Raw genomic sequence first — 26,824 nt, 5'->3', positions numbered from 1 at the left:
GCGCGCGCGACGCCCACGGGATCAAAAATCGATCCACGCAAATTCATCATCGCGTTCGGCTTGCAGTACTTTCTGGTGGAAATGAAGGGGGAATGTCGAAAGAGATGAACTTCTGGTTTTCGCTTGGCCCGACAACCCATTGCGCATTGGCTCGCGCCGATAGCACTGACGAAAATTTTCAGCAACAGCGAAAAGATCCGGCACGACGACGTACCTTCAGTCCGCCGCCGTGCGGGGCGTTCGGACGAGGCAGCAACGCCCCGCCCTTACTTGGATTTTTTAAGCGCGTGACTTGCTCGCAACCTTCCTGGCCGCTGTCTTTTTCCGTGCAACACCGTTCATTCCCGTGGCCTTTGCACCTCCAATCAGAAACTTGTTACGGTCTTTTTCCGCTGCCAGCCATGCGGGCGCCGGACCGCGGCCACTCCAGGTCGCGCCCGTCTCCGGGTGACGATATTTGGCCGGCTGCGGTCCCTTAGGCTGACCGTTGCTCTTCGCGCTCTTGGCGGACACGCTCGTCGCAACCTGGCTCGCTGCGCCGGAAACGAGGTACTTGTTGCGATCCTTCGCACCTGCAATCCAGGCCGGCGCGCGGCCGTGCCCCGTCCACGTCGCGCCCGTTTTGGGATCGCGATATTTGGCTACACCTTTCGTCTGCACACCTGCCGACTTCAGCGAAGGACGGCCGCGCTTTCTATGGCCGAGATGCGCATCGATATCGGCCGTCGTCAGATTGTGCTTGGCCATCAATGAGCGAATGCTTTCGAGCGCCGCCGCCGACTTTTGAGAAGCGATGGCATCGGCCTGCTGCTGAAGCTTTTGTATCTTTGCTTGAAGTGCTTCGAGTGTAGCCATATTGAAACTCCTGATTGAAGATACCGGCACTATGCCATGGACATGTCATATATGGCTAGAGTTCATCTATTACATGAAAAGTCAGACGCCTTTCGTTTCGCTACCAGGCGCGGCATTCAACGAGAGCATTAAGAAAAAATCCGATTTGCGTAAGGAATAGCGAGAATGTCAAATTGCTTGCATTGGCGTCGGGCGGTCAGCTAACCGTTCTACGCAGCGTTCCATGCAGAAGAGAGATAAACCGGTCAAAGGTCTAGTCTTTGAGCATCGCGCGGCGAACGAACGGTATGGCTTCAACGAGTCTTTACAAAGCGTGTCGACTTTGAGTTTTCGCGTCGGCGGCTTCGCGCGATGGCGATGCATTGCTTTGAAAGCATAGTTGACGCGAGCCACTCTCGTTCACACGCTGCCGAGCTTTTCTTTTTTCTTTTCGATCGACGGTCGCGAATCGATTTTCGCAATCCTCATTCCGTGGGTGCCTGTGCGAGCCGGCGTGTTGAGTCACGCATCGGATAAGCCGCTCATGAGCAAGCTCAACAATGAAAAACGCCAGAACCTGCATTACACAGGTTCCGGCCTTGACTCCGAATCAAAACGCCAGCCGCAGCATCAGCGATTCATAGCGATCTGTCTTGTCACGGTTATCGCAGGCAACGCACGCGATCAGTGATGTGCAAACGTGATGGCGTTCGTGTGCACGTCACGCCCGCCCGCTTGCGACGAACCATTCGCCGCCGCACCGTATCCGCTTTCCTGCGCGGACGCTGTATTCCGCGCGGCGAGACGAGCTTCGGCGGCCTCGATGTGGACGGGATAGCTGTTGCGGTCGTCGAGCGGGCTATAGCCGACGTTATGCAACTGCACCAGCTCTTCGCGAACCTGCGCGCGCGTCACAGGCTGGCTGGTCTGCGCAAATGCAGCGAGGGGAGCGCTAATGAGAGCCGCAATGACAAAAGCTTTAGCAAACGTTTTCATGGCAACACCTCCGGGACTGTTCGTTTGGGTTGCTTCGAACCTGCGTTCTGCAACCGTTGAACAGCAGTCTAGAGGCGCGGCGCCCGCGGATAAACCCGCGACGCGTGAAAAGATCATTCAGGGAATCGCGACAATCCGCGATGCATCGCTGCGCCCGCTTGCAGCGGGCATTCCGAGCCCGATCCGCGGCGCGCGGCCCGTCAGCCCGCCAGCTTCCTGAACGTCTCGAGCACGGCGTCGCCCTTGAACGGCTTGACGATCCAGCCCTTGACGCCTGCCGCCTTGCCGCGTTCCTTCATCGCGGGACTGCTTTCCGTCGTCAGCATGATGATGTTGACGCTCGCGTTGGCCAGTTCGCTACGAATCTTTTCGGCCATCGTGAGGCCATCCATATTCGGCATGTTCACGTCGCTGACGATCAGACGAATGCCCGGCGACGATTTCAGCTTCGCGAGACCGTCCTTGCCGTCCACGGCCGTCTCGACATCGAGGCCGTTCTTTCTGAGGAAGCCCGCCACTTCATCGCGAACCGTGCTCGAATCGTCCACTACCAGAACCTTTCCCATTGCTCACCCCGTAGCGCCTTTGAAGCGGCGCATTGATTGATTGAAGATATGCGTCGTGCGCGAAAGCCGGAACCGTTCAGAACAGTTCGAGTTCTCCGCCGCTTTCCTCGACTTCGGACACATCGGCGACGAAATCGACGGGGGCGCTCGCGCACACACAAAGCGTCGCGCCGATTTGTACGTTTGCGCCGATGGTCACGCGAAAAGCCGCGAGGTACGCCGGCTTCAGTTCCGTTAGAAAAGGCACACACGCGCCATTCAGCTGATAGGGCGTCGACATGCCCAGATCAGGAAAATACTCGACCAGTTGCTGATTGATCGCGCCACAGCACAGATTGCCGACTTCCATCAATGCTTCCGCCAGCGAACGGTCTTCGGCGTCGCGCAAGTAGTAGTCGCGCGTCATCTGGTCGTCGTCGAAATGCAGCACGAGCAGAAAGCGGAATGCAATCGATGAAATGGTCAAAACGACGATATGGCTCGCGAGCGCCTTATCGGCCAGATGTGCGTCGAGGGCTGTGATCTCGCATGCGTCGCCGGCATGGGCGGGCAAACGCGTGCGCGCGGACTGATAGAAAATCCGTTCGATACTTTCTTTCGCTTGCTGACTGATCACGACGTCGCCTGCTCTAACCGGGATTGAATCTGGCCGGCGAGCGCTTCGACGCTCGCCAGCGACGCAGCGATCATCTTGCCGCCTGCCTGAATGTCCTGAAACGTGGCCGTCGTGATGAGGTCGTTGCGGTTCAGGCTGTCGTGATAGCTCTTCGACAGTTCCTGCGAGCGCGAAGCCAGCGCGCGCACTTCGCTCGCGACGATCGAAAACCCGCGTCCCGCCGCACCCGCGCGCGCCGCTTCGATCGAAGCGTTCAACGATACGATCAGCACATGCCGCACGATCGACGACAGCTCATTGTTCTTCGTGTGCATGTCGTGGTTCTGCGACATCAGCGAAATCATCTGCTCATGCCAGCGCTCGAACGTCGCCGACAGATGCCGCAAGCGCGCCGCCTCGCCGGAAAGACGCGTCGCGTGCTGAAGCCATTCGTCCTTCTGGTTCAATAGCGCATTGAAAGCGGCGCGCGCCTCTTCGGCCTGCGTCGAATGATGGACAAGATCTTCGCGCAACGTGTCGGCCAGCGCGTGCAATTCGCGCGCCTGCTGCTCGTGCTGCCGGATCTCGGCTGCGTGTCGCTCTTCCGCTTGCGCCAGTTCATTCCCGAGCGACTCGAGCGCCGTCCGGTGCTGCTCGCTGGACTTTTTGATCAGCCAACGATGCGCGAGCACGCCGACCAGCGCGCTCGCCACGACGCCGGCCAGCGCCGCGATCACATACTGTTCAACCACAACGAATCCCCGTAGTGCTATTCGGAAAGTGCATTCGCCTGAATCGAATTCACCGTTTTGGCGGCATCGTGCATCGACGTGCCGACGCTATCGACAGCGCAGTTTTCCGGCAGATAGACGATAGTCTGGAACTGGCGGAAGTCGGCGCCCGTGCGCTCGTCGGTGAAACGCAGTTCGATGCGGCCGCCTTCGCGCCGGATGAAATCGCGCACGGCATCCATGCCGACGCCGCGACCTGAGACTTCCGTCACGTTTTGCGCCGTCGAGAAACCTGGCCGGAAAATGAACTCCGCCACGGCCTCGTCGCTCAACTGCGCATCGGGCTGAAGCCAGCCGCGCTCGGCGGCAATGCCGCGAATGCGCGACATCGCGAGGCCTCGTCCGTCGTCGCTCAACGTGATCTGCAACGCCCCTTCCGCGACACCCACTTCGACGTCGATCACGCCGGCCTCGGGCTTGCCGAGCGCCACGCGCTGCGCCGCCGTTTCGATGCCGTGATCGACGGAATTGCGCAACAGGTGCATGAAGACATTCTTGAGCGCGCCGCCTGCCTGCGTGCGAATGCGATAGCCGTTATCGTCGATGCGCACGGTCGGCGCGGCCTTACCGAGTTCCGTCGCAAGCGAAGGCAGCGACTCCAGCACGCCAGCGAGTGCGTCGTCGACCTTCTCCGTGCCGAGCAGGCGCAACGTTCTGCGCACCGCATCGCGCGCCGTCAGCAGATCGCGCACGTCGGCGGGATTCGCTGCATCGAGCAGACGCAGGCTCTCCCGAATGTGTTCGCTGTCGACCATCAGATAGCGCTCGACGCTGGTGCGGCGACCCGCATTGCGGCGGCCAAGGCTCACTTCGTTGATCGTCGCGTAGTGTTGCAGCGCTTCCTTCACGCGCGCGAGCTCGTCGATCAGTTGATCCTGGTCCCATTCGTGCGCGGTCTCGGGACGGCGCAGCGCGTCGTAACGTTGCTCCGTTTCGTGCACGATGCTCGTCAGATGCTGAAGGCTATAGGTCCGCGCATTGCCCTTGATGGTATGCATGTTGCGGAACAGCTCCGCGACGGCCGAGCCGTCCGCCTGCGCGTGCTGGCGAATGATGCGTTCGTTCTCGTTGATAAAGCCCGTCGCGCTTTCGACGAAATGATGGAACTTCTCCTCGCTCACTGCGAGAATTTCGCCGATCATTTCAAGGCGGCGCTTCTGCTCGCCCGCTTCGGCGGCAAGCTGGCGCAGCTCCGTCACATCGCGCACGCACAGCATCAGGCGCATCACAGTGTCGCTTTCGTCTGTGATCGCTGACCAGCTCAAATCGAGCGTCTTTACGCGGCCATCGGGCATCTTGCGCGTCAGTTCGTTGACGAGCAGATGCTGGTTGAACTCGAAGTTGATGCTGTCTTCGCCGATGCAGGCCTCGACGGCCGCTTCGACTTGCGACACCGTATCGGCGCCGAGCTCGCTGTCGCCGAACACGAGATCCATCAGCGGGCGGCCCGCAATATCCTTCGTTTCGAAGATCGCTTCCAGATACGCCGAGTACTCGGAGTGAATCACGGCGCCTTCGACGACGGTCAGAATGCCCTGCTGCATGTTCTGCAACATCGCCTGAATATCGGCCGTCTTCTGCTTCAGTTGCGCAGAGCTTTGCTGGATCTTCTCGATCATGCCGTTGAACGCGACGATCGAATGGCCGATCTCGTCCATGCGGCCCACGGGTACGCGCCGCGTGAAATCCTGGCTCGATGCGATCTCGCTCATCATCGACTGCATGCGCGAAAGCGGCCGCGTAATCTGGCGGTACAGAAGCGAGCCGATCAGCACCAGCACGAGAATGGCCGCGCCCGCCGCGCCCGCGATCGCCGTCGTCGTCGTGGCGAGGCCCGCGTTCAGCGCGTCGATTGCGTCATCCTTCTGGCGGTTCTTCTCGATACGCAGCGTTTCGACGATGCCTTCCAGTTCGTCGCGATACTGCGCAACGTTGGCGAACAGATACGCTTGCGCGAGATCGTTCTTCCCGTCCGCCTTCATTTTTGCGGTGTCGTTGATCGCCGCGAAGTAGTTCGCGAGACTGTCGCGCGCCTGCGTGACGAGCCCTTCCTGCGCGTGGCTCGCTGCGGCTTTCGCCTGCACGTCGAGTGCTTCGCGCAGCGATTTCTCTTTGGTGGCCAGTTCCTTTTGCGCCTGCTCGACCATATTCGCATCGGGCGCATAGACGAGCGTCATCGTCGCGAGCTGAACGTCCTTGACCTGCGAAACAAGGTCGGCGGAAGCGAGCGCGCTCGGCACGACGCCTTGCGTCACTTGCCGGACGTCTGTAGCGCTGCCGCGTGTCTGATAGACGGCGTATCCGCCGATTGCCGACAAGGCAACCAGCATCAACACCACGAGTAGAGTGATGCGGTGACGGATGGTCATTTGCTGTATTCCCCGAGGTCTTGCACTGCGCTGCGCAGGGCTGCCCGTTCTGATTTGTCCATTTGACGGGCGACGCGATTATCGTCGGTGGCTCATGACGAAGCTGTGACCAGACGAATTGTTTTGCCGGCTAAAAAGCGCAATACAACATGTGCGTAAACCGGCCTAAAGTTCTCGTATTCATCGCCGTTAACCAGAACACCAGATCACCGACGCAAACGTTTTGCGTGCTGCTGAAACTCAACCCGTGACGAACGGCTGCGCAGAGCGCTCTTTACCGCTCGCGTTCAGCCGCTCGTATTCGGCAATCAGTTGCGCGCCGAACAGCATCAACGTCGCGAGCGCTTCGAAGCTGAACAGCACGACGATGGCCGTCGTCAGCGAGCCATAGACGACGCTCACCTGCGATAGCGTCGCGAAGTACCACACCAGCACGCGACGCGTGATCTCCCACAGCACGGCAGCCGCCACCGCGCCGACGAACGCGTGCCACGGCGTCGTGCGTCCCGCGGGTATCACCAGATAGATGGCCGCGAGCACGAAGATCTCGCCGGCAAGACCCAGCAGATAAAGCACGACACGCGTCGCGCCCGTCAGCGATATCGCGTGACCGAGCAATACGATGCTGTCGCCCGCAACTGCGCGAAGTCCGCTCGATACGAACGTGACGAGCAGCACCCCGACGCCGAGCGACAGGCTGAACAGATACGGCAAAATCGCCGACAGCAGAAAGTGCCTGCGCCGTATCGCGACGCGATGCACGAAGATGATCGACAGCGCATTCTCGAGCACGGTGAATGCGAGCGAACTGAAGAAGATCATCGTGACGACGAGGAACCAGCCGATCACCGCGCGATGCGCGAGGAAATTGGCAAGCTCCTGCACGATCGCTTTCGATTGCCCCGGCACCAGCCATTCGAGCAGATGCGCGAGCGTATCGAGCAGCAGTTGCTGGCCGACGAAATGACTGAACGCGATCGCGACGAGTATCAGCAACGGCACGATGGACAGCAGCGCATAGTACGCAATCGCGCCCGCGAGTAGCAGGCCCTGGTTCTTGCGGAACGCCTTGAACACCTGCAACGTGAATTGCGCAGGATGCTTCGCGACGTAATGCAGCGCGCGATTGCGCATCGTCTTCACGTTCGCCTCCGCTTGTCGCGCGCGTGCCCGCGCCCTCGCCCGAACGCCAGCAAGCGACGGTCCCGACGAGGGCAAAACATGGCGCTTTCGCGAGCATTTGCTCACTAAAAGAACAAATGAACTTAACTCGCACACCGCGAAACTCCTGATTTACCCCTATCCGTCAGGCGCTTCGCGGCCCTGCCTCACGCGGCGCCGAGCCTTGTGCCGCAAGGCTTCGCGCGTCGCCGCCCGCCCGCTGCGCGTCGCGCCGCATCAAAACTCGCTTCTTGATTTTTGCGAAGGTCGCTGCTGTACTAACTAAAACAACTTGATTTAGTAAGGCCCGCGCCGCCGCCGATCGTTCGCATGGTGGCGCGTAGACAGTAGGCGCGATCAGCGCCCGCCGAAGCCGTCGAACCGATAGCTGTTCACAACGTCGTCGTCAAACATCCGGAGGAGCGTCCATGAACCCGAATTTCCGCAGGCCGTTACGCCGCGCGTCCCACATGCAGCCCGTCGTCAAGGGCATTGCCGCAGCGTGCGTCGCCGCGTCGGCGCTGTGGTGCGCGAGCGCGAGTCTCGCGGCCGATCAGCCCGTCGTCGGCCTGATCACGAAGACCGACACCAATCCGTTCTTCGTCAAGATGAAGCAAGGCGCGGAAGCCGCCGCGCAGAAGGACGGCGCGAAGCTGATCACGGCCGCCGGCAAGTTCGACGGCGACAACGCCGCGCAGGTCACGGCCATCGAGAACATGCTGACGGCGGGCGCGAAAGCGATCCTCATCACGCCGAGCGACACGAAGGCGATCGTGCCGAGCATCAAGAAGGCACGCGCGGCGGGCGCGCTCGTGATCGCGCTCGATACGCCGACCGATCCGCAGGACGCCACCGACGCCCTCTTCGCCACCGACAACTTCAAGGCAGGCGTGCTGATCGGCGAATACGCGAAGGCCGCCCTCGCCGGCAAGCCCGCGAAGATCGCGACGCTCGATCTCGCGCCCGGCGTCTCCGTCGGCGTGCTGCGTCATAACGGTTTTCTGAAGGGCTTCGGCATCAAGGAAGGCGATCCGTCGATCGTCTGCAGCCAGGACACGCGCGGCGATCAGGCGAAAGGCCAGACGGCGATGGAAAACTGCCTGCAGAAGGCGCCCGACATCAATGTCGTCTACACGATCAACGAACCGGCCGCGGCGGGCGCGTATCGCGCGCTGAAGAATGCGGGCAAGGAAAAGAGCGTGATGATCGTGTCGATCGACGGCGGCTGCGAAGGCGTGCGCAACGTGAAGGCCGGCGAGCTTGCCGCGACGTCGCAGCAGTATCCGCTGAAGATGGCCGCGCTCGGCGTCGAAGCAGGCGTCGAGTACGCGAAGTCGGGCAAGAAAGCGTCCGGGTATCACGACACGGGCGTGACGCTCATCACCGACAAGGCGCAAAGCGGCGTCGACAGCAAGGACACGAAGTTCGGCCTCGAGAACTGTTGGGGCAACAAGTAACAGCGCGATTCGAATAGCCGTCACCGGGCAGTAACGGAGATGCGCAAGGCGCGCATCTCCGCGAGTTCTCCAGCGTGAGCGCGGCGGGTTCCATTGCGTTGCATGAAACCCGCCGCATACAGATCACGCATCGCTTCGAGGAAACACATCATGTCGACTCCCACCGTCCCCGCCCAACACCACCGCCGGTTCGCGGATCATATGCCGACGCTCGCCGAGGCCGGTCCGCTGATCGCGCTCGTTCTCGCGTGCATCTTCTTCATCTCGCAGAGCAACCGCTTCCTGTCGTTCCAGAACCTGTCGCTGATCCTGCAGCAGACGATGGTCGTCGCCGTCATCGCGATAGGCCAGACCTTGATCGTGCTGACGGGCGGCATCGATCTGTCCTGCGGGATGGTGATGGCGTTCGGCTCGATCGTGATGACGAAGTTCGCCGTCGTGATGGGCGTGCCGCCTGCGATCGCGATCCTGTGCGGCGTCGGCGCAAGCACGCTGTTCGGATTGCTCAACGGCGTGCTGATCACGCGCATCAAGCTCCCCGCGTTCATCGTCACGCTGGGCACGCTGAATATCGCGTTCGCGGCCACGCAGATCTATTCGAACGCGGAGAGCGTGTCGAATCTGCCCGACGCGATCATGTTCTTCGGCAGCACCTTCAGCGTCGGTCCCGCGACGGTCACGTACGGCACCGTCCTCACGCTGCTGATGTATCTCGCGACGTGGTTCATGCTGCGCGACACCGTGCCGGGCCGCCATCTGTACGCGCTCGGCAACAACCCGGAAGCCGCGCGCCTGATGGGCCTTTCCGCGCAACGCATCCTGATCACGGTCTACACGCTGTCGGGCGCGATCTACGGCATCGCAGCGCTGCTGTCCGTCGCGCGCACGGGTGTCGGCGATCCGCAAGCGGGTCAGACGGAGAACCTCGACAGCATCACGGCCGTCGTGCTGGGCGGCACGAGCCTCTTCGGCGGACGCGGCTCGATTGCGGGCACGCTGCTGGGCGCGCTGATCGTCGGCGTGTTCCGCAATGGCTTGACGCTGATGGGCGTGTCGTCGGTGTACCAGGTGCTGATCACCGGCATTCTCGTGATTCTCGCCGTCGCCGCCGACAAGCTGTCGCGCCGTGGCGCACGTTGATCGTTATCTGAAGGAGACTGTCATGTCGACAACCCCCTCTTCCGCCAACACCACCACCCGCGCCGCCAACGGCAAGACCCCCGTTTTGCAGGCGCGCGGCCTGACCAAGCGCTATGGCCAGGTCACCGCGCTCGACGGCTGCGACTTCGAAGTGATGCCCGGCGAGATCATGGCCGTGATCGGCGATAACGGCGCGGGCAAGTCGTCGCTGATCAAGGCGCTCTCGGGCGCGCTCGTGCCCGACGAAGGCGAACTGCTGCTCGACGGCAAGCCCGTCAACTTCCGCAGCCCGATCGACGCGCGCCAGCAAGGCATCGAAACGGTCTATCAGGATCTCGCCGTCGCGCCGGCGATGAGCATCGCGGAGAACCTGTTCCTCGCGCGCGAACTGGTGAAACCGGGCTGGCGCGGCAAGCTCTTCAAGATGATCGACAAGCGCCGCATGCTCGACGAAGCGACCAACGCGATGAAGGACCTGCAGATCGGCATCCGTTCGATGCGCCAGGCCGTCGAGACGCTCTCGGGCGGCCAGCGCCAGGGCGTCGCGGTGGCGCGCAGCGCGGCGTTCGCGCGGCACGTCGTGATTCTCGACGAACCGACCGCGGCGCTCGGCGTGAAAGAAGGCAACATGGTGCTCGAACTGATTCGTCGCGTGCGCGAGCGCGGCCTGCCCGTAATCCTGATCAGCCACAACATGCCGCACGTGTTCGAGATCGCGGATCGCATCCACATCCAGCGGCTCGGGCGGCGCGCGGCGCTCGTCAACAAGAACGACATCCACATGTCGGATGCCGTCGCGATCATGACGGGCGCGAAGCAGGCCGACGTGCGCGCGATCGCATGACGAATGAGCACGAGTAACCAGATACCGTCGATGGATACGGGCACCCGTTCACCGCTAAAACGCACGGTCGGATCGAACCAGGTCGGCATGCGGCAGTTCAACGAGCGGATCGTGTTGCAGGCGATCCGCTTGCATGGGCCGCTGCCGAAGGCCGACGTGGGCCGGCTCACGCGTCTGTCGATGCAGACCGTGTCGATGATCGTCGAGCGTCTTATCGACGACGGCCTGCTCGAAAAACAGGCGCGCGTGCGCGGACGCATCGGGCAGCCGTCGGTGCCCATCGCGTTGCGCGCGGAAGGCGCGTATACGATCGGCGTGAAGGTCGGGCGGCGCAGTCTCGACGTGCTCGCGATGGATTTTCTCGGGCGCGTGTGCTGCCGCGAAGTGCAGGAGTACGCGTATCCCGATCCGCGCACGCTCTTTCCCGCGCTCGAAAGCAAGCTCGCGCGCGTGAACGACGCGCTCGGCGCGCGGCGCGAGAAGGTGGTCGGCATGGGCGTCGCGGCGCCGCTGTGGCTCGGCGGCTGGCGCGATTTTCTCGGCGCGCCGCCCGAGGCGCTCGACGCATGGAACGACATCGACATCCGCGCGCGCATCGCGTCGATGACGGGCCTGCCCGTCGAGTTCGCGAAAGACACGACGGCCGCCTGCGCGGCCGAGCTCGTGATGGGCCAAGGCCGTGGCATCCACAACTTTCTCTATCTGTTCGTCGGCACGTTCATCGGCGGCGGGCTCGTGATCGACGGACGCCTGCACGGCGGTCCGCACGACAACGCAGGCGCCGTCGGCTCGATTCCGATCATGGGCGGCAGCGGACGTCAACCCGCGCGGCAACTGCTGCATGCGGCATCGGGCTTCGTGCTCGAAAAGCTGTTCGTCGATGCAGGCGCGCCCGCAACGGCCGCGCACGATCATCGCGCTTTATCGGCGGACCTGTGGCGCCTGACGGAGCAATGGCTCGACACCGCGTGCCCCGCGATCGCCGGCGCGTTGACGAATGCGGCGGCGCTGCTCGACCTCGAAGCGGTCGTGATAGACGGCGAAGTGGACCGGCAACTGGTGCGCGAAATCATCCGGCGCACGGAGCGCGTGCTCGACCGGTTCGAATGGGAAGGCATCGTGCGTCCGCAACTGCTGGAAGGCACGATCGGCTCGGACGCGCGCGCGATGGGCGGCGCGATCCTGCCGCTCTACGCGCACTTCGCGCCGATGCACGAACTCTTTCTGAAGCCGGCCACCGACGTCGGCTATTGAACAAGCGGCGCGGCGCCCTCATCCGGCGACGCGCTGCCCGCGACTTTCGGCACCGTCTTGTCCTTCGATGCAGGCTCGTCGAGCAACGGCTGCAACGCGGGCGCCATCGACTTAAGCAGTTGCACGGCGAGCGCGCTCGTGAAGTCGTAGCGCTTCGCATACGGTTCGTGCACAACGGCCGTCAGCGTGCCGAAGAAGCGGTCGCCGATCGCGAACACGAAGGTCGCCGTGCGGTTGACCTTGCGCGACTCGATCAGCCTGCGGCCCTTCGCGTAGATATTGAGGCGTTGGTCGCCCGTGCCCGTCTTGCCGTAGACCTCCATCGTCTTGCCGTGCGGGAACGTCATGCCGCCCGCGAGACGCCTCGCCGTGCCCCCCGTGACGACATCGCGCAACATGCCCTGCACGACGCGCGCGATATCTGCCGATACGCCTTCGTTCGCCTGCGGCGCCGCGTGCACGAAGCGCGTTTCATATGGCGTGCCCTTCGCGAACTCGAGATCCGCGATGCTGTGCGTCGGCGCCTGCTCGCCCTGGTTCGCGATCACGCCGATCAGTTGCGCAAGCGCCGCCGGCCTGTCGCCCGACGCGCCGATGGCAGCCGCATACGACGGCGTCAGATGCGCGAACGGATAGCCGAGCGCCTGCCACGACTTGCCGATCGCGTCGTACGCATGCTGCTCGACCATGCGGCGGATGCGGCGGTCCTGCGTCGCGTGATAGCGCGTCTTGAAGAGCCACTTGTACGCGTCGGCGCGCACGTCGCGGCTCGCGTCCATCACGTCGTTCGCGCTCGCATCGGGATGCGCGCGCAGATAGTCGACCAGCCACAACTCCAGCGGATGCACGCTCGAAATGTACGCGCGGTCGTTCAGGTTGAACTTGTCGATGCCGTATTTCTCGTAGAGCTGCGCGAGCGCGTCGTCGGGCGGATTGGCCTTCGGCGTGTTCTTCAGTTGCGCGCGCATCTGTTCGTCGAACCATGCCTGCGGTGCATCGGGCCGCGCGCTGCGCAGCACGGTCGCGAGCTTCGGCGGCGACTTGCGCACGCCGCGCAGCAAGATCGCGAGCATCTCGTCCTGCGTCTTGCCGCGATACTTTGTGTAAAAACGATTCATGTACACACGGCTTTCCTGATCGGCGAAACGCGTCAGGTACATCTTGCGCGTCTCGGGATCGTCGAGCCATTGCGACGACGGGCCGGACGTCCTGATCGTTTCGTAGTGGACGATGTCGCGCATCAACCGCACGAACACGAGATTCACCGAATGCTGGAAGGCCTGGCGCACGGTGAGGATGCGCGAGTTTTCGTCGGCCTCGAAATTCGTGAATGTCTGCGCGCCGCCGCCCGTGTAGAACAGTTCGCCCGCGTTCGCCGAGTATTTGCGCTCGACGGACGCGTCGAGCATCGCGGAGAGCGAGCGGTCCTTCGTGTGCATCAGGTAGTCGACGGCCCAGCGCGTCAGCGCGTCTTCGCGTTCTGGCTTCACGGCGCGCAATTCTTCGACGCTCATCTGACCGTAACGCTGGTTCAGTTCCGTTACGATCTGCAGGTACGTGATCAGCGTGCGCAGCTTCGCGGTCGAGCCCAGATTCAGGCGCGCGCCCGAGTTGATGTCGAACGGACGGTTGACGCTGTCCGTCTGCACGCGCAGCAGGTTCTCGCCGTCACGCTTCTCGAACAGCGTGAAACTGAACGCGATCTTCGACGGATCGTCCTTCGGCTGGAGCATGTTGAAACCGTACAGTCCCGCTGCCTGCGCGCCGTCGCGTGTCGTCGCGTCGGCGAGCCGGTCGCTGATGTCCTGCTGCACCTTGTTGTTCATCGTCGACGTGACGCGCACATCGAGGCGGTCGAGGTCATACAGATTCGACACGCCGAGCGACGACATCAGATGCGTGCGCAAGGACGTGACCGCCTTGCGCGCGACGTACGAATCTTCGGGCGTCGCGAGCTTGCCGCGCGTGAGCACGAGTTGCTGCGAGAGCGCCGCGTCGCGCAGTTGCGCGCCGATCACCCCGTTCGCGGCCAGGAGGCGCAGATAGCTTTCCGTCAGCGCATTGAGTTCGGCGTTGTTGCGCAGCAGGAAGTGCGACGGCCCGCGCTGCGCGATCATCAGCGACAGCACCTGACGGAACGCGAGGCCCTGTTCGGCGAGATTGTCGGGCGTCGACGGCGCTTTCAGCACGCGGTTCACTTCGTCGAAATCGCGGCCGTACCAGGCGGCGAGCCCGTCGCCGATCCCGTTGATCTCGCCGATGCCCGGCTGCGCGGCGAGCGGCACCGAGTTCAGATAGCGCACGACGATCTGCTCGCGCGCGCGCATCGTGCGCGGACCGTCGAGATACGCGCGCACGGACGCCGATGCGATCTGCCGCAGCTTTTCCCGTGGCGTCGCCGTGCGGCCGCCCGGCGAATGGCGGAATTTCTCGATCTGCGTGGCGAGCGTGCTGCCGCCGGGCTGCGCCTGATGACGGTTGAAGAACCGCATGCCCTGATCCATCAGCGCGCGGCTGAAGCGCGTCCAGTCGATCGCGGGATTGCGGTTCGGCTGGTCGGCGTCGAGCAAGTGCCGGTCTTCGATGAAAAGTAGCGCCGACACGATGACAGGCGGCACCGATGCGAAATCGTCATAGACGCGCGCCGGATACGACGAGCCGAACAGATGCGCGCCCGTCGAGTCGTAGAGCATCAGCCCCGCCTGATCCTTTTCTTCGTAAGGAATGAAAAGGCCGTCGTCCGAGAGCGAAGCCATGCGTTCCGAATCGCGCGCCTGCGACGCAACCGAGAAACCGCGCTCTTTCAGGCGGCGTTCGAACGCTGGCAGCAGCGCGTAGCCGAGGCGGATGTCGTAGGGCCCGTCAGTGGGAAAACGGATGTTGTCGCTCGGGCCTTCCGCAACGGTAAAACCGACGTCGCGGGTGAGCTCGGAGAGGTAGCGCGCCTGCAATCTCGACGTGTCCATTTCGATCTGGACGAAGCGCACGCCGATCGCGACGGCCACGAGAAACGCGGCGAAAAAGAGCCACTTGAACCACTTCCAGACGGACGTGGTGCCGATTGCGCGTAGCGGAAACCGTAGTGGCCGGTTCATGGCGGCGTCTCCTTGCAGATGCCTGACCACAATAACCTCGACTAATGTCAGTCTACCGCGTAAAGCGCTCTTGCGAGGGGTCGGAAATGCGACGACTTGGTGAACTGGGTACGCCGCGCAACATAGCTGTCATGGACGCGCAACGAAGCCGCCGTTTTCCACGCGCGGCAACGGTGACGCGGGATTCACGAAGCATCGGGCGCGAGCCTGGCGTGCCGATGCCGGCGCAACGTCCGCTGCTTGCGCCGACGCAAAACCGCTCGCACGAGCGCTTCGGTATACCGAATATGACGCGCCGACGAATTTGAGTAACATAGCCGCGCACCTGACTCTCAACGCCCTATGCAGAGCTACTACGAAGCAACTGTCGAGCGGCCCGCGCGCCCCGCATCGGCTGGCAGACTGAGCGCGAACGTGTGCATCGTCGGCGGCGGGCTGGCGGGCCTGTCGACTGCGCTCGGGCTCGCGGAGCGTGGCGTGCGCGATGTCGTCGTGGTCGAGGCGAACCAGGTCGGCTATGGCGCATCGGGCCGCAACGGCGGCTTCGTGTTCGGCGGCTACAGCCTCGATTGCGCGGACCTGCTGAAAACCCTCGGTCCGGCGCGGGCGCGCGAGCTCTACGCGCTGACGACCGATGCCGTCGAGTTGATGCGCGCGCGCATCCGGCGTTATGCGATCGCGTGCGATGCGACGGATGCGGGCGTGATCCTCGCGAACTGGTTCGACGATGCGGCGCGGCTCGAAAGCCAGCGCCGTCTGATGAAGCAATCGTTCGGCGTCGAATGGGAGGCGCTGGGCGCCGCCGAGCTCGCCGGTCGGCTGAAGACCTCGCGCTATCACGGCGGCCTTTTCGAGCGCAACGCGTTCCACTTTCATCCGTTGAAGTATGTGCTGGGCGTCGCGCGCGCGGCGGAACAGGCGGGCGTGCGCATCTACGAGAAGTCGCCCGTGACAGCCCTGCGCAGGCAGGGCGCGGGCTTCGTCGTCGAGACGGCGCAAGCGTCGATCGACGCGCGGCATGTCGTGATGGCGGGCGGCGGCTATGCGCGCAACGTCTATCGTCGCGTCGAGCGGGCCGTTCTCCCGATCGCGACTTACGTGATGGCCACCGAGCCGCTCGGCGCGCGTCTGTCCGAGGCGATCGACTGCCGCTCCGCCGTCTATGACACGCGCTTCGCGTTCGACTACTACCGGCCGCTGCCCGACACGCGGATCCTGTGGGGCGGACGCATTTCGATTCTCGAGCGCGAGCCCGACGAGATCGCGCGCCTTTTGCGCCGCGATTTGCTGAGGGTCTATCCGCAACTGCGCGACGTTCGCATCGAACACGCGTGGGGCGGCCTGATGAGCTATGCGCGGCACAAGATGCCGCAGATCGGCCAGAGCGCGGACGGCGTCTGGTATGCCGTCGGCTTCGGCGGACACGGCATGGCGCCGACGACCGTTTCCGGCGAGCTGCTCGCGGCCGCCATCGCGGGCGAGCGCCCCGTGCCCGAAGCGTTCGCGACGTTCGGCCTCACGCGCACGTTCGGCGCGCTGGGCCTCGCCGCCGCGCAATTGACCTACACAGCGATGCAGACGCGCGATGCGCTCGCGGACCGTCCGCGGCGCGCGTGACGAGAGGCGTGGCGGGGCTCGCGCACATGCGTCGCGATGATGTTGCACATGCCGCCAGGCCGCGCCGGACGGCATTTTCGACATGCTAGAATGATCCGTCATCGCCGCCGGAATACACAATGAAAAAGGGAAGCCGAGCTATTGCGCCCGAGCCAGTCGACACCCCCAAAGAAATCTCCGAACCACGGCGCAAATACGATCCCGAAGAGACGAAGCGCAATATCCTCGAGGTAGCCACGCAGGAGTTTTCGTCGATGGGACTCACGGGCGCGCGCGTCGACGCGATCGCCGAGCGCACCAACACCACGAAGCGCATGCTCTACTACTACTTCGGCAGCAAGGAAGGGTTGTACGAGGCCGTGCTCGAAAAGGTGTATGGCGACATCCGTTCGCTGGAGCAGGATCTGCACGTAAGCGATATGAGCCCCGTCGAAGGCTTGCGCAGCCTTGTCGAATTCACGTTCGACTATCACGACAAGCATCGCGACTTCGTGCGCCTCGTGACGATAGAGAACATTCACGGCGCGAAGTACATCGAGCAGGTGAAGACCTTCAAGAGCCGCAACGCCAGTGTGATTCGCACGATTGAAGATCTGCTCGCGCGCGGCGTCGCGTCGGGCGACTTCCGCGACGACATCGATGCGATCGATCTGCACTTGCTGATCAGCTCGCTCTGCTTTCACCGGATCGCGAACCGGCATACGTTCGGCACGGCGTTCGGGCGCGATCCCTCGCATGCGAGGCTGCGGGCGCGGCATCGGGCGATGATCGTCGATGCGACGTTGAGGTTTGTTAAGCGGAACGCTTAGGGTTTTTTGTTTTTTTCGTCTGCGACGGCTTTTTATCGTGGTGCTTTTGCCTTTGCGCTGGCATCCGCGATGCGCCTACCGGCGCGGATGCCAACGGCAAGTCAAAAGCAACCATCAGCGTCGCAGACAATAAACATCAATCGTGCAACACGATCCGCTTAATATCCCCAACGATAAAAATATACGACAACGCCCCAACCAGTGCGATCACACCGATAAACACCAGCGCGCCCACGAAAGAACCCGTCGCCGACACGATGAAGCCAACCACGAGCGGCGTCACGATGCCCGCAAGGTTCGCAGCGAAGTTGAAGATCCCGCCCGTCACGCCGAGCAGGCCATCGGGTGCGATATCCGACACCAGCGTCCAGCCGAGCGCCGCCATGCCCTGCGCAAAGAACGCCACCGACAAAATCACGATCACCGTCACGTTGCTCTCGACGTAGTTCGCGAGAATGATCGTCGACGCAAGCAGAAGACCCGCGATGATGGGGAGCTTGCGCGCCACGTTCGCCGACACGCCACGGCGCAGCAGCCAGTCCGAGAAAGTGCCGCCGAACATCACGCCGATCGAAGCCGCGATGAACGGCATGATCGCGAAGAAGCCGATCTTCAGCCAGCCCATGTGACGCTCGGTGGCGAGGTAAGTCGGGAACCAGGTCAGGAAGAACACGAGCGTCGAGTTGCCCGCGAACTGGCCGAGGCAGATGCCCGTCAGTTGACGATGCTTCAGCAACTGCCCAATCGTACGCCAGCTAAAGCCGCCGTTATTACCGGTAGCAGCCGTGGCTTCCTTCGATGCCTTGCGATGCGTCAGGCCGCCGCCCGCTTCGATGTACTCCAGCTCGGCCGCGTTCGCGCCCGGATGTTCGCGCGGTTCGCGATAGAAGCGCCACCACACCAGACCAAACACCACACCCACGCCGCCGACGACCCAGAAGAGCGAGCGCCAGCCGAATGCGCCCATCAGCGCGAACAGAAACGGGCTGAAGAACGCGAGGCCGATGTATTCGCCGACGGTGTACGTGCCCGTCGCCATCGCGCGCTCGCTTTGCGGAAACCACGTCGCGACGATGCGGCTGTTGGTCGGAAAGCACGGCGCTTCCGTGACGCCCAAGCCGAGGCGGCACGCGAGCAGCGCGCCGACGTTGTGCACGAAACCCTGCGCGAGCGTGAAGCACGACCAGAGCGTCATCGACAGGTAGTACGTGATCTTGCTACCGAAGCGGTCGAGAAACAGCCCGCCCGGAATCTGCGACGCGACATAGCTCCACGAGAACGCCGAGAACATCACGCCCATCAGCGCGGCGCTGATCCCGAGTTCCTTCGTCAGCTGCGGAGCGGCGATGCCGAGCACCGTGCGGTCCAGGTAGTTGATCATCGTGCCGATCGCGAGCAGCGCGAGGATGCCGTAGCGCGCCTTCGAGCGGCGCGCGGTGGCCACGCTCTTCGGCGAGGCGGCCGATGCGTCGGGATGTTGAATCGATTGCGGCATGGTTGTCTCCGTGTCCTTGGGGCAGGACCTGTCGTGGTGCGTAGTAGTGCGTGATAGTTCGTCGTCGCGGGGGTCAGCGGTTCAGCAGCGACTGCAGGTGCGCGTACACCCGTTCCGGGTCCGGCTCGCGGCCCGTGAAAATGCGAAAGGCGTCGACGGCCTGATAGACGGCCATGCCGCCGCCGCTCAACGTGCGGCAGCCCACTTCTTCAGCGGCTTGCAGCAGCGCCGTGCGGATCGGGAAATAAACGATGTCGGCGACCCACAGCGCGCGATGCAGCAGCTCGGCGGGCAACGGCATGCCGGGCAGCTTCGCCATGCCCGTCGGCGTCGCGTGAATCAGGCCCGTGGCCTGCTCCATCGCGCCTGGAAGGAACTCGCCCGCGCTCACCGTGGCTGCCGGGAAGCGCTCCTGCAATTCGGCGGCGAGCGACTTCGCGCGCGCGCTATCGACGTCGAACACCGTCAGCGCGCGCGTGCCCATCATCAACGCCGCGTGCGCGACGGCCGCGCCCGCGCCGCCCGCGCCCAGTTGCACGACGCGATCGAGACTCGCGCCCGGCAGCCCGCGCTGAAACGCGCGCGCGAAGCCGGACCAGTCGGTGTTGTGGCCGATGCGCTTGCCGTCGCGCAACAGCACCGTGTTGACGGCGCCGAGCGCGCGAGCGTCGTCGGAAAGTTCGTCGAGCAGCGGAATGATCTGCTGCTTGCATGGGTACGTAACGTTGAAGCCGTTGAAGCCCATCCGCTCGGCGGCGACGATCAGCTCAGGCAGCGCGGACGCGTCGAGCTTCAGCGCTTCGAGATCGATGCGCCGGTAGACGTATTGCAGGCCGAGCTGACGGCCCTCTTCTTCATGCATGGCAGGGCTCAGCGATCCGCCGATGCCCGAGCCGATCAGACCCACAAGATACGATTGCGTGCTCATTACTTCACCTTCTTCGACTTCAGGATTTCCGCCATGCGCTCCAGCGCGAGCACATAGCCTTGCGTGCCGCAGCCGCAAATCACGGCTTCCGCGACGGCCGACACATACGAGTGATGCCGGAACGACTCGCGCTTGTGGATGTTGGAGATATGCACTTCGATCACGGGCTTCGCGATCGCCGACAACGCATCCGCGATCGCGACCGACGTATGCGTATAAGCGGCGGGATTGATCACGATGCCCTGCTGCGTGTCGCGCGCTTCGTGGAGCCAGTCGATCAGCTGATGCTCGGCGTTCGACTGACGGAAATCGATCGAGAGATCGAGCCGTTCGCCCGCCTCGCGGCACCGGCGCGCGACATCGTCGAGCGTTTCCGCGCCGTAGATAGTCGGCTCCCGCGTGCCGAGCAGGTTGAGATTGGGTCCGTTCAGGACCAGCACCGACGCAAAGCTCATGACTGACCGCTCCACAAAATTGACTCTCCGTGCGGAAAACACAAACCGCCTCAACGACGTTGTTCCGCGACGTGAACCGAAGTTTGCGCCTGTATCCGGCGCGCGTCTTTTGGGGTTTCTACTAAATTTGTACGATCTAGTTAGTTTTAAATTTCATCACACAAGCCCTTATTTTTCATGCACTTCTCGTGAAGCCATCTACGAATAGTAGTAACCAAGTGGTGCGAAAAACAGCCATTCGAGCAGCTGAAAAACGCTCGAAACGGCGCTTCCGGCGGATATGACGGGCGCTTTCGGACCGGACCGGCATCGCCGCTACAGCCGACCGACAGCCGGGCATGTGGCTTGCGTCGATATAATTTCCCGGATGTTTCGCGGCATTTCGCCGACGGGCGCGGCAGTCACGCCGCACCGATGCGCAGCCGCCAACGCGAAGGAGAGTTATGAGGAAGCTAGCCGTCACCCTGTCCGTTCCGCTGTTTCTCGCCGCCTGCGCGGCATATCAGGCGTCGCACAACCCGGATGCCGGCGATCCGATGAAAGACACGATGACGGACCGCTCGACCGACGACGTCATCCGATGCATGACGCAGGCCGCAGCAAAGCACGACACGCCTGTCAAGGCCACGCCCATTCCGCAAGGCCAGATGCTCGATTTCGGCGATTCGAACATCGTCAAGGTCCGCACCGATAACGGCGGCACGACGTTCCGCTATTACGCGGGCAAGCGCAACACGTCGAATCTGTGGATCGAAGGCGCGAGCAGGGAATGCGCGCCCTGAAGGCGGCTTTCGGCGCTGATTGGCCGCGTTTGGCCGCACTAAGCGGCCGCCGCAATGTAACCCGATGAAACAACTTCGCCCACCCGGTAAAGGCCCGCGGCCGGGGACTTTAAGAATCGTTTAAGTCTTGGCCGTCACGATTCGTCTTCGACACTGACCCGCGTTCCGCACAAGGTGCCCTGGATGGATTACTTCAACGACCGTAACGACCTGACGAAGCGCAGCGCAGCCGGATCATCGGCCGCGCCGGCGCACGCCGCCATCACGACGAATGCGCCGAAAAAACCGACGCTTCTGCGCCGGCTTCTGAGCCCGCACGAAATCGCGACGCTGCTGCTGTTGCTGCACGCGCCCGTCGCCGCGTTCGCGAAACCGGAGCTTCCGATGCTGCAGGAAGCGGGTCTGGTCGAGACCGTCTCCACCGATGCGGGCGAATCGCATATCCGTCTGACGCCCGAAGGCAACGCGATCCTGCGCGGACTCGGCGTCCGCTGAACGTCTGCGGCAGCGCGCCGCGCCTTCAGCGTCTCTGGTCTCTCTAGCGCCGCGTGATCACGCCTGCCACACGGCATAACCGGCTTCACGCAATCCGATCGCCAGTTCGACTTCCATGTCGCGCGCGCCTTCATATGGCATCGGGTTGAACACTTCATACAATTCCGGCATCAGCCGCATGCCGTAATCGCGCACATAGCGGTTCGACTGTATGCCCGCCTTGTGGCGGTCGAAGCGCAGATCCGGGTCCAGCCCCGTCATCCCCACATACACGCACGGACGTTCGAAACGATAGTCGGGATTCGCGCGCCGAAAGCGCGCCTCGTTCCAGACGGTATCGTCGAGCGCCACCACGTACACGTAGTAGCGGAGCTTTTGACGGCGAACAGGCATCGTTTGCTGGATTTTTCTGAGTGCGCTCGACTGGATGCGCGCGCCGCCGTTCGTGGCGGGCGTCGGCGCGATTGACCGCTAGTTGCGTGAAGTGCCGTGCAACAGCATCCGGTATTCGGTCGGCGTCACGCCGACCGTCGCCTTGAACTGACGCGTGAATGCGCTGTGATCGGTGTAGCCGCACAACGCGGCGACATCCGTCACCTTGTCGTGCGAGACGAGCAGCGACGTCGCCGCATCGAGGCGCGTCTTCAGCAGCACTTGACGCGGCGTCAGATGAAACACCTTGTGGAAGTACCGTTCGAGCTGCGCCACCGACATATCCGCCATCGCCGCCAGATGCTTCAGGTTCAGCGGCTGCACGTAGTTCTCTTGCAGATACTGGACGACCGTCGCGAGCCGGCTGTACGCGGGGTGGCTGCTTTCGTCGGCGCGCAGGTCGCGCGAGATGCCGGCCAGACCGACCACGCGTCCCGCCGCATCGCGCAACGGCTGCTTGCAGGTCAGGCACCAGCCAGGCTGCCGGCCCAGATACAGATGCAGTTCCAGCTGATCGACCATCTGGCTGCCGACATGAATCACGGCTTTGTCCTGCGCCGTATAGATGCGGCCGAAGCGGCTCGGGAACACCTCTTCCGCCGTCTTGCCGAGCAGCGCCTCTTTCTCCTTGAATCCGCAGCGCGACACGAGCGTGCGATTGACGAGCGCATAGCGCGCCTGCGCGTCCTTCACGAAGAATACGATGTCGGGCATCGCGTCGAAGACGGGTCCGAGCAACGCGAAATGCGAAAGCATCCCGGCGAGCGACGCGTCGCCCGGATCGAGCGCGTCGAGCGTATGAGCGAGCGTGTTCATCGTGCGGGTTCCGTGCATGAACTGCGGTGAACGGTAGATGTCGGCCCCGGCAAACGCTCGCGGGGCTGGTCGATTATAGGGCGGCGCGATGTGCGCGAAGAAATTCGCTTTGCGGGTTTGCTGGCGACTTTTTTGTCTGACGCGTGCCTTATATGTGCATGCGGGGTTTGCCGCTCAACGCGCTCGACGCTCGCGGCTTGTCAGTCGGCCAACGTATGGGTGTCGGCGGCCAGCATCAACGTGCCGATCCGCGCGGGACTGATGGGCGGACGCGTCTGCGCGACCTGCCACCCGAACAGCGTGTGCGCCGCCGCGCCGCACACGCGCCCCTGGCACGCGCCCATGCCGCAGCGCGTGTGCAACTTCGCATCGCGCCAGCTCGCATGCATGCGGACGTCTCCAATCGACACGTCTTCGCAGCGGCACAGCAGTATCTCGTCGCTGGGCATCGCGCGCGCAAAATCGCGCAACGCGAATGCCGCCTCGACGCGCCGCGCAAAACGACGCCAACGCTCGCGCTCCTTCACAAGCGCGTCGACGAGCGTCCGGTTCACGACACCCGACGCATGCAGTCCCGCGAGCCGCCCTTCGACGTGCGCGAGTTCCATGCCGCCGACGCCCGTGCATTCGCCCGCCGCGAATGCGCAATCGACGGATGTGCGCTGCGAATCGTCGACGATGATCGCTGCGTCGCCGTCCGTCACGCAGCCCAACGCCTGAGCGAGAGACGTGTTCGGCACGAGCCCGTAGCCACAAGCGATGCGGTCGCAATCGATCGACACGATGCGCCCATCGGCCCGCTCGATGATCGCGCGCTCGACGTGCCCGTCACCCTGCGCCGCGCGCACGACGCCCGACGTCAGATAGCGCAGCCCCGCGAAGCCACGCGTCAATTGCGCCGCCTGCCAGAGCTTCGCGGGCGTGGCCGCGAGCGACGCGCCAAAGCGCATCACGGAAGCCCACGACGCCTGCTCCACGACGGCGACGATCCGCGCGCCCGCCTCGCGCGCAGTGGCCAGCGACGCGAGCAACAATGGACCGCTGCCCGCGATCACGATGCGCTCGCCGCGCACCGGCACGCCGCCTTTGATCAACGCCTGCAAGCCGCCTGCGCCCGTGACGCCGGGCAGCGTCCAGCCGTCGAACGGCAGCAGCCGTTCGCGCGCGCCCGTCGCGAGAATCAACCGCTCGTAGCCGATGCGCGCGCCGCCGTGTTCCGCCGATTCGATCAGCAGACGGCGTCCGTCGAGCGGCGCGACGACGCGCGTCGATTGCAACAGCGTCGCGCGCGTTTTCGAATCGTTCGCATCGTTCGCATCGGTCGCGCGCATCGCCTCTATCGCGTGCAAATGAGCGGTCAGCACCTTTGACGGTGGATGCATCGGCCCATTGCGCCACACCTGCCCGCCCGCGCGCGGATTGTCGTCGAGCACCGCGATGCGCGCACCCGCGTTCGCGGCCTCGCGCGCAGCAGCGAGACCCGCAGGCCCCGTACCGACGACGACGACATCGAAGTGCGCGTCGTTCATCGCGGCCTCGCAGTCCGAATGATCTGGCCGTCGCGGCAGAGCGTCTGACACGCGAGCACATGCTCACGCCCGTCGACCGTCACGCGGCATTCATGGCACACGCCCATGCCGCACAACGCGGAGCGCAACTCGCCCGTCACCGATGCGCGCGTCCCGCTCATGCTCGCGCCGCAGACCGCGAGCGCCGCGGCGACGGTCGCGCCCTGTTCGACATCGACTGACTCGCCATCGATCAGCACGCGTACACGCGGATGCCGTGCATCAGACATGACAGGCCTCGAAGCGCGCGGGAAGGAATGGATCGGCGGCAATCGCGGCAGCCGTCTGCGTGATCTGTGCGGCGAGCAGTTGCGCCGTGCCGAGCGACGTCGTCACGCCGAGCCCCTCGTGTCCGACGGCGAGCCATACGCCAGGCGCCGCACTGCCCGCCGAGCCGATCAACGGCAAGCCATCCGGCGATGCCGCGCGAAATCCCGTCCATGCGCGCAGGCCGTTGAGCGCGGGCAATTCGGGCAGATAGCGCGCGGCGCGCTTGAGCATCTGCGCGAGCACCGGCATTTCGACGGCCGGATCGGTCGCGTCGAACTGGCGCGACGAGCCGATCAGCAGTTGCCCCGTCGGGCGCGGCTGCGCATTGAACGCGACCGACGTGCCCGTCGCGTGATGCGCGCTCTTGATGTAGCCGAGTTCGAGCAGTTGATGTCGAATGAAACCGGGGTAGCGGTCAGTGATCAGCAGATGGCCCTTCTTCGGCTGCAACGGCAGCCCCGGTACGAGCGCAGCCGCCTGCAATCCGTTCGCGACGACGACATGCGCACACTCGATACACTCGCCGTTCGAAAGCGCGACCTGATGACCGTCGAGCGCTGCCACACGCGTATCGAGCCGCACGTCGATCAGCGCTGCCGCCGGCGACTGCGTGAGCAGCCATTGCGCGGCGGATGGCGCATAGACGATGCTGTCGTCCCCGACGAGAAGGCCGCCTGCCATGCCCGGCGCAAGCGATGGCTCGCAGTCGTACAACGCGCGCGCATCGAGCAGATCGGCCGTCACTTGTTGCGCGGCGAACGCCGCTTGCATCGCGCGCGCGGCGTCGAGTTCTTCCGCGTCGGCGGCGACCCAGAGCGTGCCGCAACGCGCGAACGCATCGCGCGAGCGCAACTGCGGCGCAAGATCGAGCCAAAGCTCTCGTGAATAACGGCTCAACTCGAATTCAGCGGGCGAGTCGTTCATCACGACGATGTGCCCCATGCCCGCCGCCGTCGCGCCGCCGCCGATGCGCTGCGCGTCGAGCACCGTCACGCGCAGACCGCGCGCCGCGAGTTCCGCCGCGCACGCCGCGCCGACGATGCCCGCGCCGACGATCACCACGTCGGCCGTCATACCGTGCGGATGCCCCACGCGAACGGATCGCGCTCGTCGAAGCACAGACGGCTCTCGGCCATGATGTGCGCGTGCCCCGTGATGGTCGGAATGACGGTGTGGATCTCGTTCTGCGTGCCACCCTCTACATAGCTCGCTTCGAAAACGCTGCCGATGATGCTCTCCTGCCGCCACACCGCGCCAGTCGCGAGCTTGCCGTCGGCGGCGAGGCACGCGACCTTTGCGCTTGTTCCCGTCCCGCACGGCGAGCGGTCGTACGCGTTGCCGGGGCACAGCACGAAACTGCGGCTATCGATCCCTTCACGCGAGCCCGGACCGAACAGTTCGATATGGTCGATCAGCGCGCCGTTCGCCCCGGTGATGCCCGACGCGGGCAGCGCATCGCGGATCGCCGAGCTGAAGCGCGTGAGTTCGGGAATGTTCGACGCGTCGAGCGCGCGGCCATGATCGGCGACGAGGAAGAACCAGTTGCCGCCCCACGCGACGTCGCCCGTCAACGCGCCGAAGCCCGGCACGTCGACGGTCACATCCTTGCGATGCCGATACGCAGGCACGTTGCGCACCGACACGCCGAGATCGTCGTTGAGCGTCGCCTCGACCATGCCGACGGGCGTATCGATCAGATGCCGTCCCGGCCCGATGCGCCCCATATGCGCGAGCGACACGACGAGCCCGATCGTCCCATGTCCGCACATGCCCAGATAGCCGACGTTGTTGAAGAAGATCACGCCCGCCGCGCACTCTTTGCGATCAGGCTCGCACAGCAGCGCGCCGACGACCACATCGGAACCGCGCGGCTCGGTGACGATGCGCGCGCGCCAGTCGTCGAAGCGCGCGCGAAACACATCGAGCCGTTGCGCAAGCGTGCCGCCGCCGAGATCGGGGCCACCGGACACGACGAGGCGGGTTGGCTCACCGCCCGTGTGCGAATCGATTACGTTCAGGGTTTTCATGACGCTCATGGTAGGAATGCGGCACCGC

The 26,824-nt window shown here is 63.8% G+C and carries 26 protein-coding genes; 9 read left to right on the top strand and 17 right to left on the bottom strand.

All coding sequences use genetic code 11. From position 1 onward, the window contains the following. Nucleotides 1–279: 279 nt before the first annotated feature. Nucleotides 280–855: an H-NS family nucleoid-associated regulatory protein gene (locus AABE10_RS20640; RefSeq protein ID WP_342935104.1), complete on the bottom strand. Its 576-nt coding sequence runs from the start codon at nt 853–855 to the stop codon at nt 280–282. Nucleotides 856–1,378: 523 nt separating this feature from the next. On the opposite strand from AABE10_RS20640, the gene AABE10_RS20635 reads away from it, so the two are divergent. After that, nucleotides 1,379–1,525 (top strand): hypothetical protein, encoded by a 147-nt coding sequence (locus AABE10_RS20635; RefSeq protein ID WP_342935103.1) that lies wholly within the window; start codon nt 1,379–1,381, stop codon nt 1,523–1,525. Here AABE10_RS20635 and AABE10_RS20630 read toward each other — a convergent pair. The 6 genes from AABE10_RS20630 to AABE10_RS20605 all read right to left on the bottom strand — a co-directional run bounded on the left by AABE10_RS20630 (nt 1,519) and on the right by AABE10_RS20605 (nt 7,285). Further along, nucleotides 1,519–1,830 (bottom strand): DUF4148 domain-containing protein, encoded by a 312-nt coding sequence (locus AABE10_RS20630; RefSeq protein WP_342935102.1) that lies wholly within the window; start codon nt 1,828–1,830, stop codon nt 1,519–1,521. The two genes, AABE10_RS20635 and AABE10_RS20630, sit on opposite strands and share 7 nt — an antisense overlap. Before the next feature lie 200 nt (nt 1,831–2,030). Further along, complete coding sequence (locus AABE10_RS20625; protein ID WP_152755941.1) at nt 2,031–2,396, bottom strand: response regulator; 366 nt, start codon at nt 2,394–2,396, stop codon at nt 2,031–2,033. 76 nt (nt 2,397–2,472) lie between these two features. Further along, nucleotides 2,473–3,012, bottom strand: coding sequence for a hypothetical protein (locus AABE10_RS20620; protein ID WP_342935101.1), 540 nt, complete (start codon nt 3,010–3,012; stop codon nt 2,473–2,475). After that, on the bottom strand, nt 3,009–3,743 hold the full coding sequence (locus AABE10_RS20615) for a methyl-accepting chemotaxis protein (protein ID WP_342935100.1): 735 nt from the start codon (nt 3,741–3,743) through the stop codon (nt 3,009–3,011). Before AABE10_RS20615 ends, AABE10_RS20620 begins: the two co-directional genes overlap by 4 nt. Nucleotides 3,744–3,760: 17 nt before the next feature. Next, a complete protein-coding gene (locus AABE10_RS20610; protein ID WP_342935099.1) occupies nt 3,761–6,151 on the bottom strand; it encodes an ATP-binding protein in 2,391 nt (796 codons plus the stop codon). A 240-nt stretch (nt 6,152–6,391) separates the two neighbouring features. After that, nucleotides 6,392–7,285 carry a YihY/virulence factor BrkB family protein gene (locus AABE10_RS20605; protein WP_342935271.1) on the bottom strand — a complete coding sequence of 298 codons (894 nt, stop codon included), beginning with the start codon at nt 7,283–7,285 and terminating at the stop codon, nt 6,392–6,394. Between the two features lie 497 nt (nt 7,286–7,782). Here AABE10_RS20605 and AABE10_RS20600 point away from each other — a divergent pair, with 497 nt between their 5' ends. The 4 genes from AABE10_RS20600 (at nt 7,783) to AABE10_RS20585 (ending at nt 12,007) form a co-directional block, all read left to right on the top strand. Next, the gene (locus AABE10_RS20600; RefSeq protein ID WP_342935270.1) at nt 7,783–8,769 is read left to right on the top strand and encodes a sugar ABC transporter substrate-binding protein; all 987 of its coding nucleotides are present in this window, start codon (nt 7,783–7,785) and stop codon (nt 8,767–8,769) included. Between the two features lie 150 nt (nt 8,770–8,919). Next, a complete protein-coding gene (locus tag AABE10_RS20595) occupies nt 8,920–9,909 on the top strand; it encodes an ABC transporter permease (protein WP_342935098.1) in 990 nt (329 codons plus the stop codon). 22 nt (nt 9,910–9,931) lie between these two features. After that, nucleotides 9,932–10,753, top strand: a complete 822-nt coding sequence (locus AABE10_RS20590; RefSeq protein ID WP_342935097.1) for an ATP-binding cassette domain-containing protein — start codon at nt 9,932–9,934, stop codon at nt 10,751–10,753. Between the two features lie 30 nt (nt 10,754–10,783). Then, entirely contained in the window at nt 10,784–12,007 is a 1,224-nt protein-coding gene (locus AABE10_RS20585) for an ROK family transcriptional regulator (protein WP_342935269.1), read from the top strand. Here AABE10_RS20585 and AABE10_RS20580 read toward each other — a convergent pair. Further along, nucleotides 12,001–15,102, bottom strand: coding sequence for a transglycosylase domain-containing protein (locus tag AABE10_RS20580; RefSeq protein WP_342935096.1), 3,102 nt, complete (start codon nt 15,100–15,102; stop codon nt 12,001–12,003). The two genes, AABE10_RS20585 and AABE10_RS20580, sit on opposite strands and share 7 nt — an antisense overlap. Before the next feature lie 342 nt (nt 15,103–15,444). On the opposite strand from AABE10_RS20580, the gene AABE10_RS20575 reads away from it, so the two are divergent. Continuing rightward, complete coding sequence (locus AABE10_RS20575) at nt 15,445–16,719, top strand: FAD-binding oxidoreductase (RefSeq protein ID WP_342935095.1); 1,275 nt, start codon at nt 15,445–15,447, stop codon at nt 16,717–16,719. A gap of 119 nt (nt 16,720–16,838) precedes the next feature. Next, nucleotides 16,839–17,528 (top strand): TetR family transcriptional regulator, encoded by a 690-nt coding sequence (locus AABE10_RS20570; protein WP_342935094.1) that lies wholly within the window; start codon nt 16,839–16,841, stop codon nt 17,526–17,528. Nucleotides 17,529–17,664: 136 nt separating this feature from the next. On the opposite strand, the gene AABE10_RS20565 is transcribed toward AABE10_RS20570, so the two are convergent. The 3 genes from AABE10_RS20565 to aroQ all read right to left on the bottom strand — a co-directional run bounded on the left by AABE10_RS20565 (nt 17,665) and on the right by aroQ (nt 20,406). Next, nucleotides 17,665–19,023, bottom strand: coding sequence for an MFS transporter (locus AABE10_RS20565; RefSeq protein ID WP_342935093.1), 1,359 nt, complete (start codon nt 19,021–19,023; stop codon nt 17,665–17,667). Nucleotides 19,024–19,096: 73 nt separating this feature from the next. Then, the gene (locus tag AABE10_RS20560; RefSeq protein ID WP_342935092.1) at nt 19,097–19,951 is read right to left on the bottom strand and encodes a shikimate dehydrogenase; all 855 of its coding nucleotides are present in this window, start codon (nt 19,949–19,951) and stop codon (nt 19,097–19,099) included. Continuing rightward, entirely contained in the window at nt 19,951–20,406 is a 456-nt protein-coding gene (aroQ, locus tag AABE10_RS20555; protein WP_342935091.1) for a type II 3-dehydroquinate dehydratase, read from the bottom strand. Before aroQ ends, AABE10_RS20560 begins: the two co-directional genes overlap by 1 nt. 443 nt (nt 20,407–20,849) lie before the next feature. On the opposite strand from aroQ, the gene AABE10_RS20550 reads away from it, so the two are divergent. After that, entirely contained in the window at nt 20,850–21,188 is a 339-nt protein-coding gene (locus AABE10_RS20550) for a hypothetical protein (RefSeq protein WP_342935090.1), read from the top strand. Nucleotides 21,189–21,371: 183 nt separating this feature from the next. After that, nucleotides 21,372–21,683, top strand: a complete 312-nt coding sequence (locus tag AABE10_RS20545; RefSeq protein WP_342935089.1) for a hypothetical protein — start codon at nt 21,372–21,374, stop codon at nt 21,681–21,683. A gap of 57 nt (nt 21,684–21,740) precedes the next feature. Here AABE10_RS20545 and AABE10_RS20540 read toward each other — a convergent pair whose 3' ends face one another. From AABE10_RS20540 to AABE10_RS20515, 6 genes are all read right to left on the bottom strand, one after another. Continuing rightward, nucleotides 21,741–22,076 (bottom strand): hypothetical protein, encoded by a 336-nt coding sequence (locus AABE10_RS20540; protein WP_342935088.1) that lies wholly within the window; start codon nt 22,074–22,076, stop codon nt 21,741–21,743. A 78-nt stretch (nt 22,077–22,154) separates the two neighbouring features. Next, nucleotides 22,155–22,931 carry an AraC family transcriptional regulator gene (locus tag AABE10_RS20535; protein WP_342935087.1) on the bottom strand — a complete coding sequence of 259 codons (777 nt, stop codon included), beginning with the start codon at nt 22,929–22,931 and terminating at the stop codon, nt 22,155–22,157. Nucleotides 22,932–23,131: 200 nt separating this feature from the next. Further along, the gene (locus tag AABE10_RS20530; RefSeq protein ID WP_342935086.1) at nt 23,132–24,460 is read right to left on the bottom strand and encodes an FAD-dependent oxidoreductase; all 1,329 of its coding nucleotides are present in this window, start codon (nt 24,458–24,460) and stop codon (nt 23,132–23,134) included. Further along, nucleotides 24,457–24,729 carry a 2Fe-2S iron-sulfur cluster-binding protein gene (locus AABE10_RS20525; RefSeq protein WP_342935085.1) on the bottom strand — a complete coding sequence of 91 codons (273 nt, stop codon included), beginning with the start codon at nt 24,727–24,729 and terminating at the stop codon, nt 24,457–24,459. The genes AABE10_RS20530 and AABE10_RS20525 overlap by 4 nt, the downstream gene beginning before the upstream one ends. Then, complete coding sequence (locus AABE10_RS20520) at nt 24,722–25,843, bottom strand: FAD-dependent oxidoreductase (RefSeq protein ID WP_342935268.1); 1,122 nt, start codon at nt 25,841–25,843, stop codon at nt 24,722–24,724. The genes AABE10_RS20525 and AABE10_RS20520 overlap by 8 nt, the downstream gene beginning before the upstream one ends. Next, nucleotides 25,840–26,805, bottom strand: a complete 966-nt coding sequence (locus AABE10_RS20515; RefSeq protein WP_342935084.1) for a 4-hydroxyproline epimerase — start codon at nt 26,803–26,805, stop codon at nt 25,840–25,842. The genes AABE10_RS20520 and AABE10_RS20515 overlap by 4 nt, the downstream gene beginning before the upstream one ends. Nucleotides 26,806–26,824: the final 19 nt, after the last annotated feature.

This window comes from Paraburkholderia diazotrophica, assembly GCF_038900755.1.
Classification (GTDB): Bacteria; Pseudomonadota; Gammaproteobacteria; order Burkholderiales; family Burkholderiaceae; genus Paraburkholderia; species Paraburkholderia diazotrophica_A.
This window is presented reverse-complemented; position numbering and strand designations above follow the sequence as displayed.

Bases quoted from the DNA above. Each gene is read 5' to 3' on its own strand.
- AABE10_RS20640 (WP_342935104.1), bottom strand. From the start codon at position 855: ATGGCTACACTCGAAGCACTTCAAGCAAAGATACAAAAGCTTCAGCAG.
- AABE10_RS20635 (WP_342935103.1), top strand. From the start codon at position 1,379: ATGAGCAAGCTCAACAATGAAAAACGCCAGAACCTGCATTACACAGGT.
- AABE10_RS20630 (WP_342935102.1), bottom strand. From the start codon at position 1,830: ATGAAAACGTTTGCTAAAGCTTTTGTCATTGCGGCTCTCATTAGCGCT.
- AABE10_RS20625 (WP_152755941.1), bottom strand. From the start codon at position 2,396: ATGGGAAAGGTTCTGGTAGTGGACGATTCGAGCACGGTTCGCGATGAA.
- AABE10_RS20610 (WP_342935099.1), bottom strand. From the start codon at position 6,151: ATGACCATCCGTCACCGCATCACTCTACTCGTGGTGTTGATGCTGGTT.
- AABE10_RS20605 (WP_342935271.1), bottom strand. From the start codon at position 7,285: ATGCGCAATCGCGCGCTGCATTACGTCGCGAAGCATCCTGCGCAATTC.
- AABE10_RS20600 (WP_342935270.1), top strand. From the start codon at position 7,783: ATGCAGCCCGTCGTCAAGGGCATTGCCGCAGCGTGCGTCGCCGCGTCG.
- AABE10_RS20595 (WP_342935098.1), top strand. From the start codon at position 8,920: ATGTCGACTCCCACCGTCCCCGCCCAACACCACCGCCGGTTCGCGGAT.
- AABE10_RS20590 (WP_342935097.1), top strand. From the start codon at position 9,932: ATGTCGACAACCCCCTCTTCCGCCAACACCACCACCCGCGCCGCCAAC.
- AABE10_RS20585 (WP_342935269.1), top strand. From the start codon at position 10,784: ATGGATACGGGCACCCGTTCACCGCTAAAACGCACGGTCGGATCGAAC.
- AABE10_RS20580 (WP_342935096.1), bottom strand. From the start codon at position 15,102: ATGAACCGGCCACTACGGTTTCCGCTACGCGCAATCGGCACCACGTCC.
- AABE10_RS20575 (WP_342935095.1), top strand. From the start codon at position 15,445: ATGCAGAGCTACTACGAAGCAACTGTCGAGCGGCCCGCGCGCCCCGCA.
- AABE10_RS20570 (WP_342935094.1), top strand. From the start codon at position 16,839: ATGAAAAAGGGAAGCCGAGCTATTGCGCCCGAGCCAGTCGACACCCCC.
- AABE10_RS20565 (WP_342935093.1), bottom strand. From the start codon at position 19,023: ATGCCGCAATCGATTCAACATCCCGACGCATCGGCCGCCTCGCCGAAG.
- AABE10_RS20560 (WP_342935092.1), bottom strand. From the start codon at position 19,951: ATGAGCACGCAATCGTATCTTGTGGGTCTGATCGGCTCGGGCATCGGC.
- aroQ (WP_342935091.1), bottom strand. From the start codon at position 20,406: ATGAGCTTTGCGTCGGTGCTGGTCCTGAACGGACCCAATCTCAACCTG.
- AABE10_RS20550 (WP_342935090.1), top strand. From the start codon at position 20,850: ATGAGGAAGCTAGCCGTCACCCTGTCCGTTCCGCTGTTTCTCGCCGCC.
- AABE10_RS20545 (WP_342935089.1), top strand. From the start codon at position 21,372: ATGGATTACTTCAACGACCGTAACGACCTGACGAAGCGCAGCGCAGCC.
- AABE10_RS20540 (WP_342935088.1), bottom strand. From the start codon at position 22,076: ATGCCTGTTCGCCGTCAAAAGCTCCGCTACTACGTGTACGTGGTGGCG.
- AABE10_RS20535 (WP_342935087.1), bottom strand. From the start codon at position 22,931: ATGAACACGCTCGCTCATACGCTCGACGCGCTCGATCCGGGCGACGCG.
- AABE10_RS20530 (WP_342935086.1), bottom strand. From the start codon at position 24,460: ATGAACGACGCGCACTTCGATGTCGTCGTCGTCGGTACGGGGCCTGCG.
- AABE10_RS20525 (WP_342935085.1), bottom strand. From the start codon at position 24,729: ATGTCTGATGCACGGCATCCGCGTGTACGCGTGCTGATCGATGGCGAG.
- AABE10_RS20520 (WP_342935268.1), bottom strand. From the start codon at position 25,843: ATGACGGCCGACGTGGTGATCGTCGGCGCGGGCATCGTCGGCGCGGCG.
- AABE10_RS20515 (WP_342935084.1), bottom strand. From the start codon at position 26,805: ATGAGCGTCATGAAAACCCTGAACGTAATCGATTCGCACACGGGCGGT.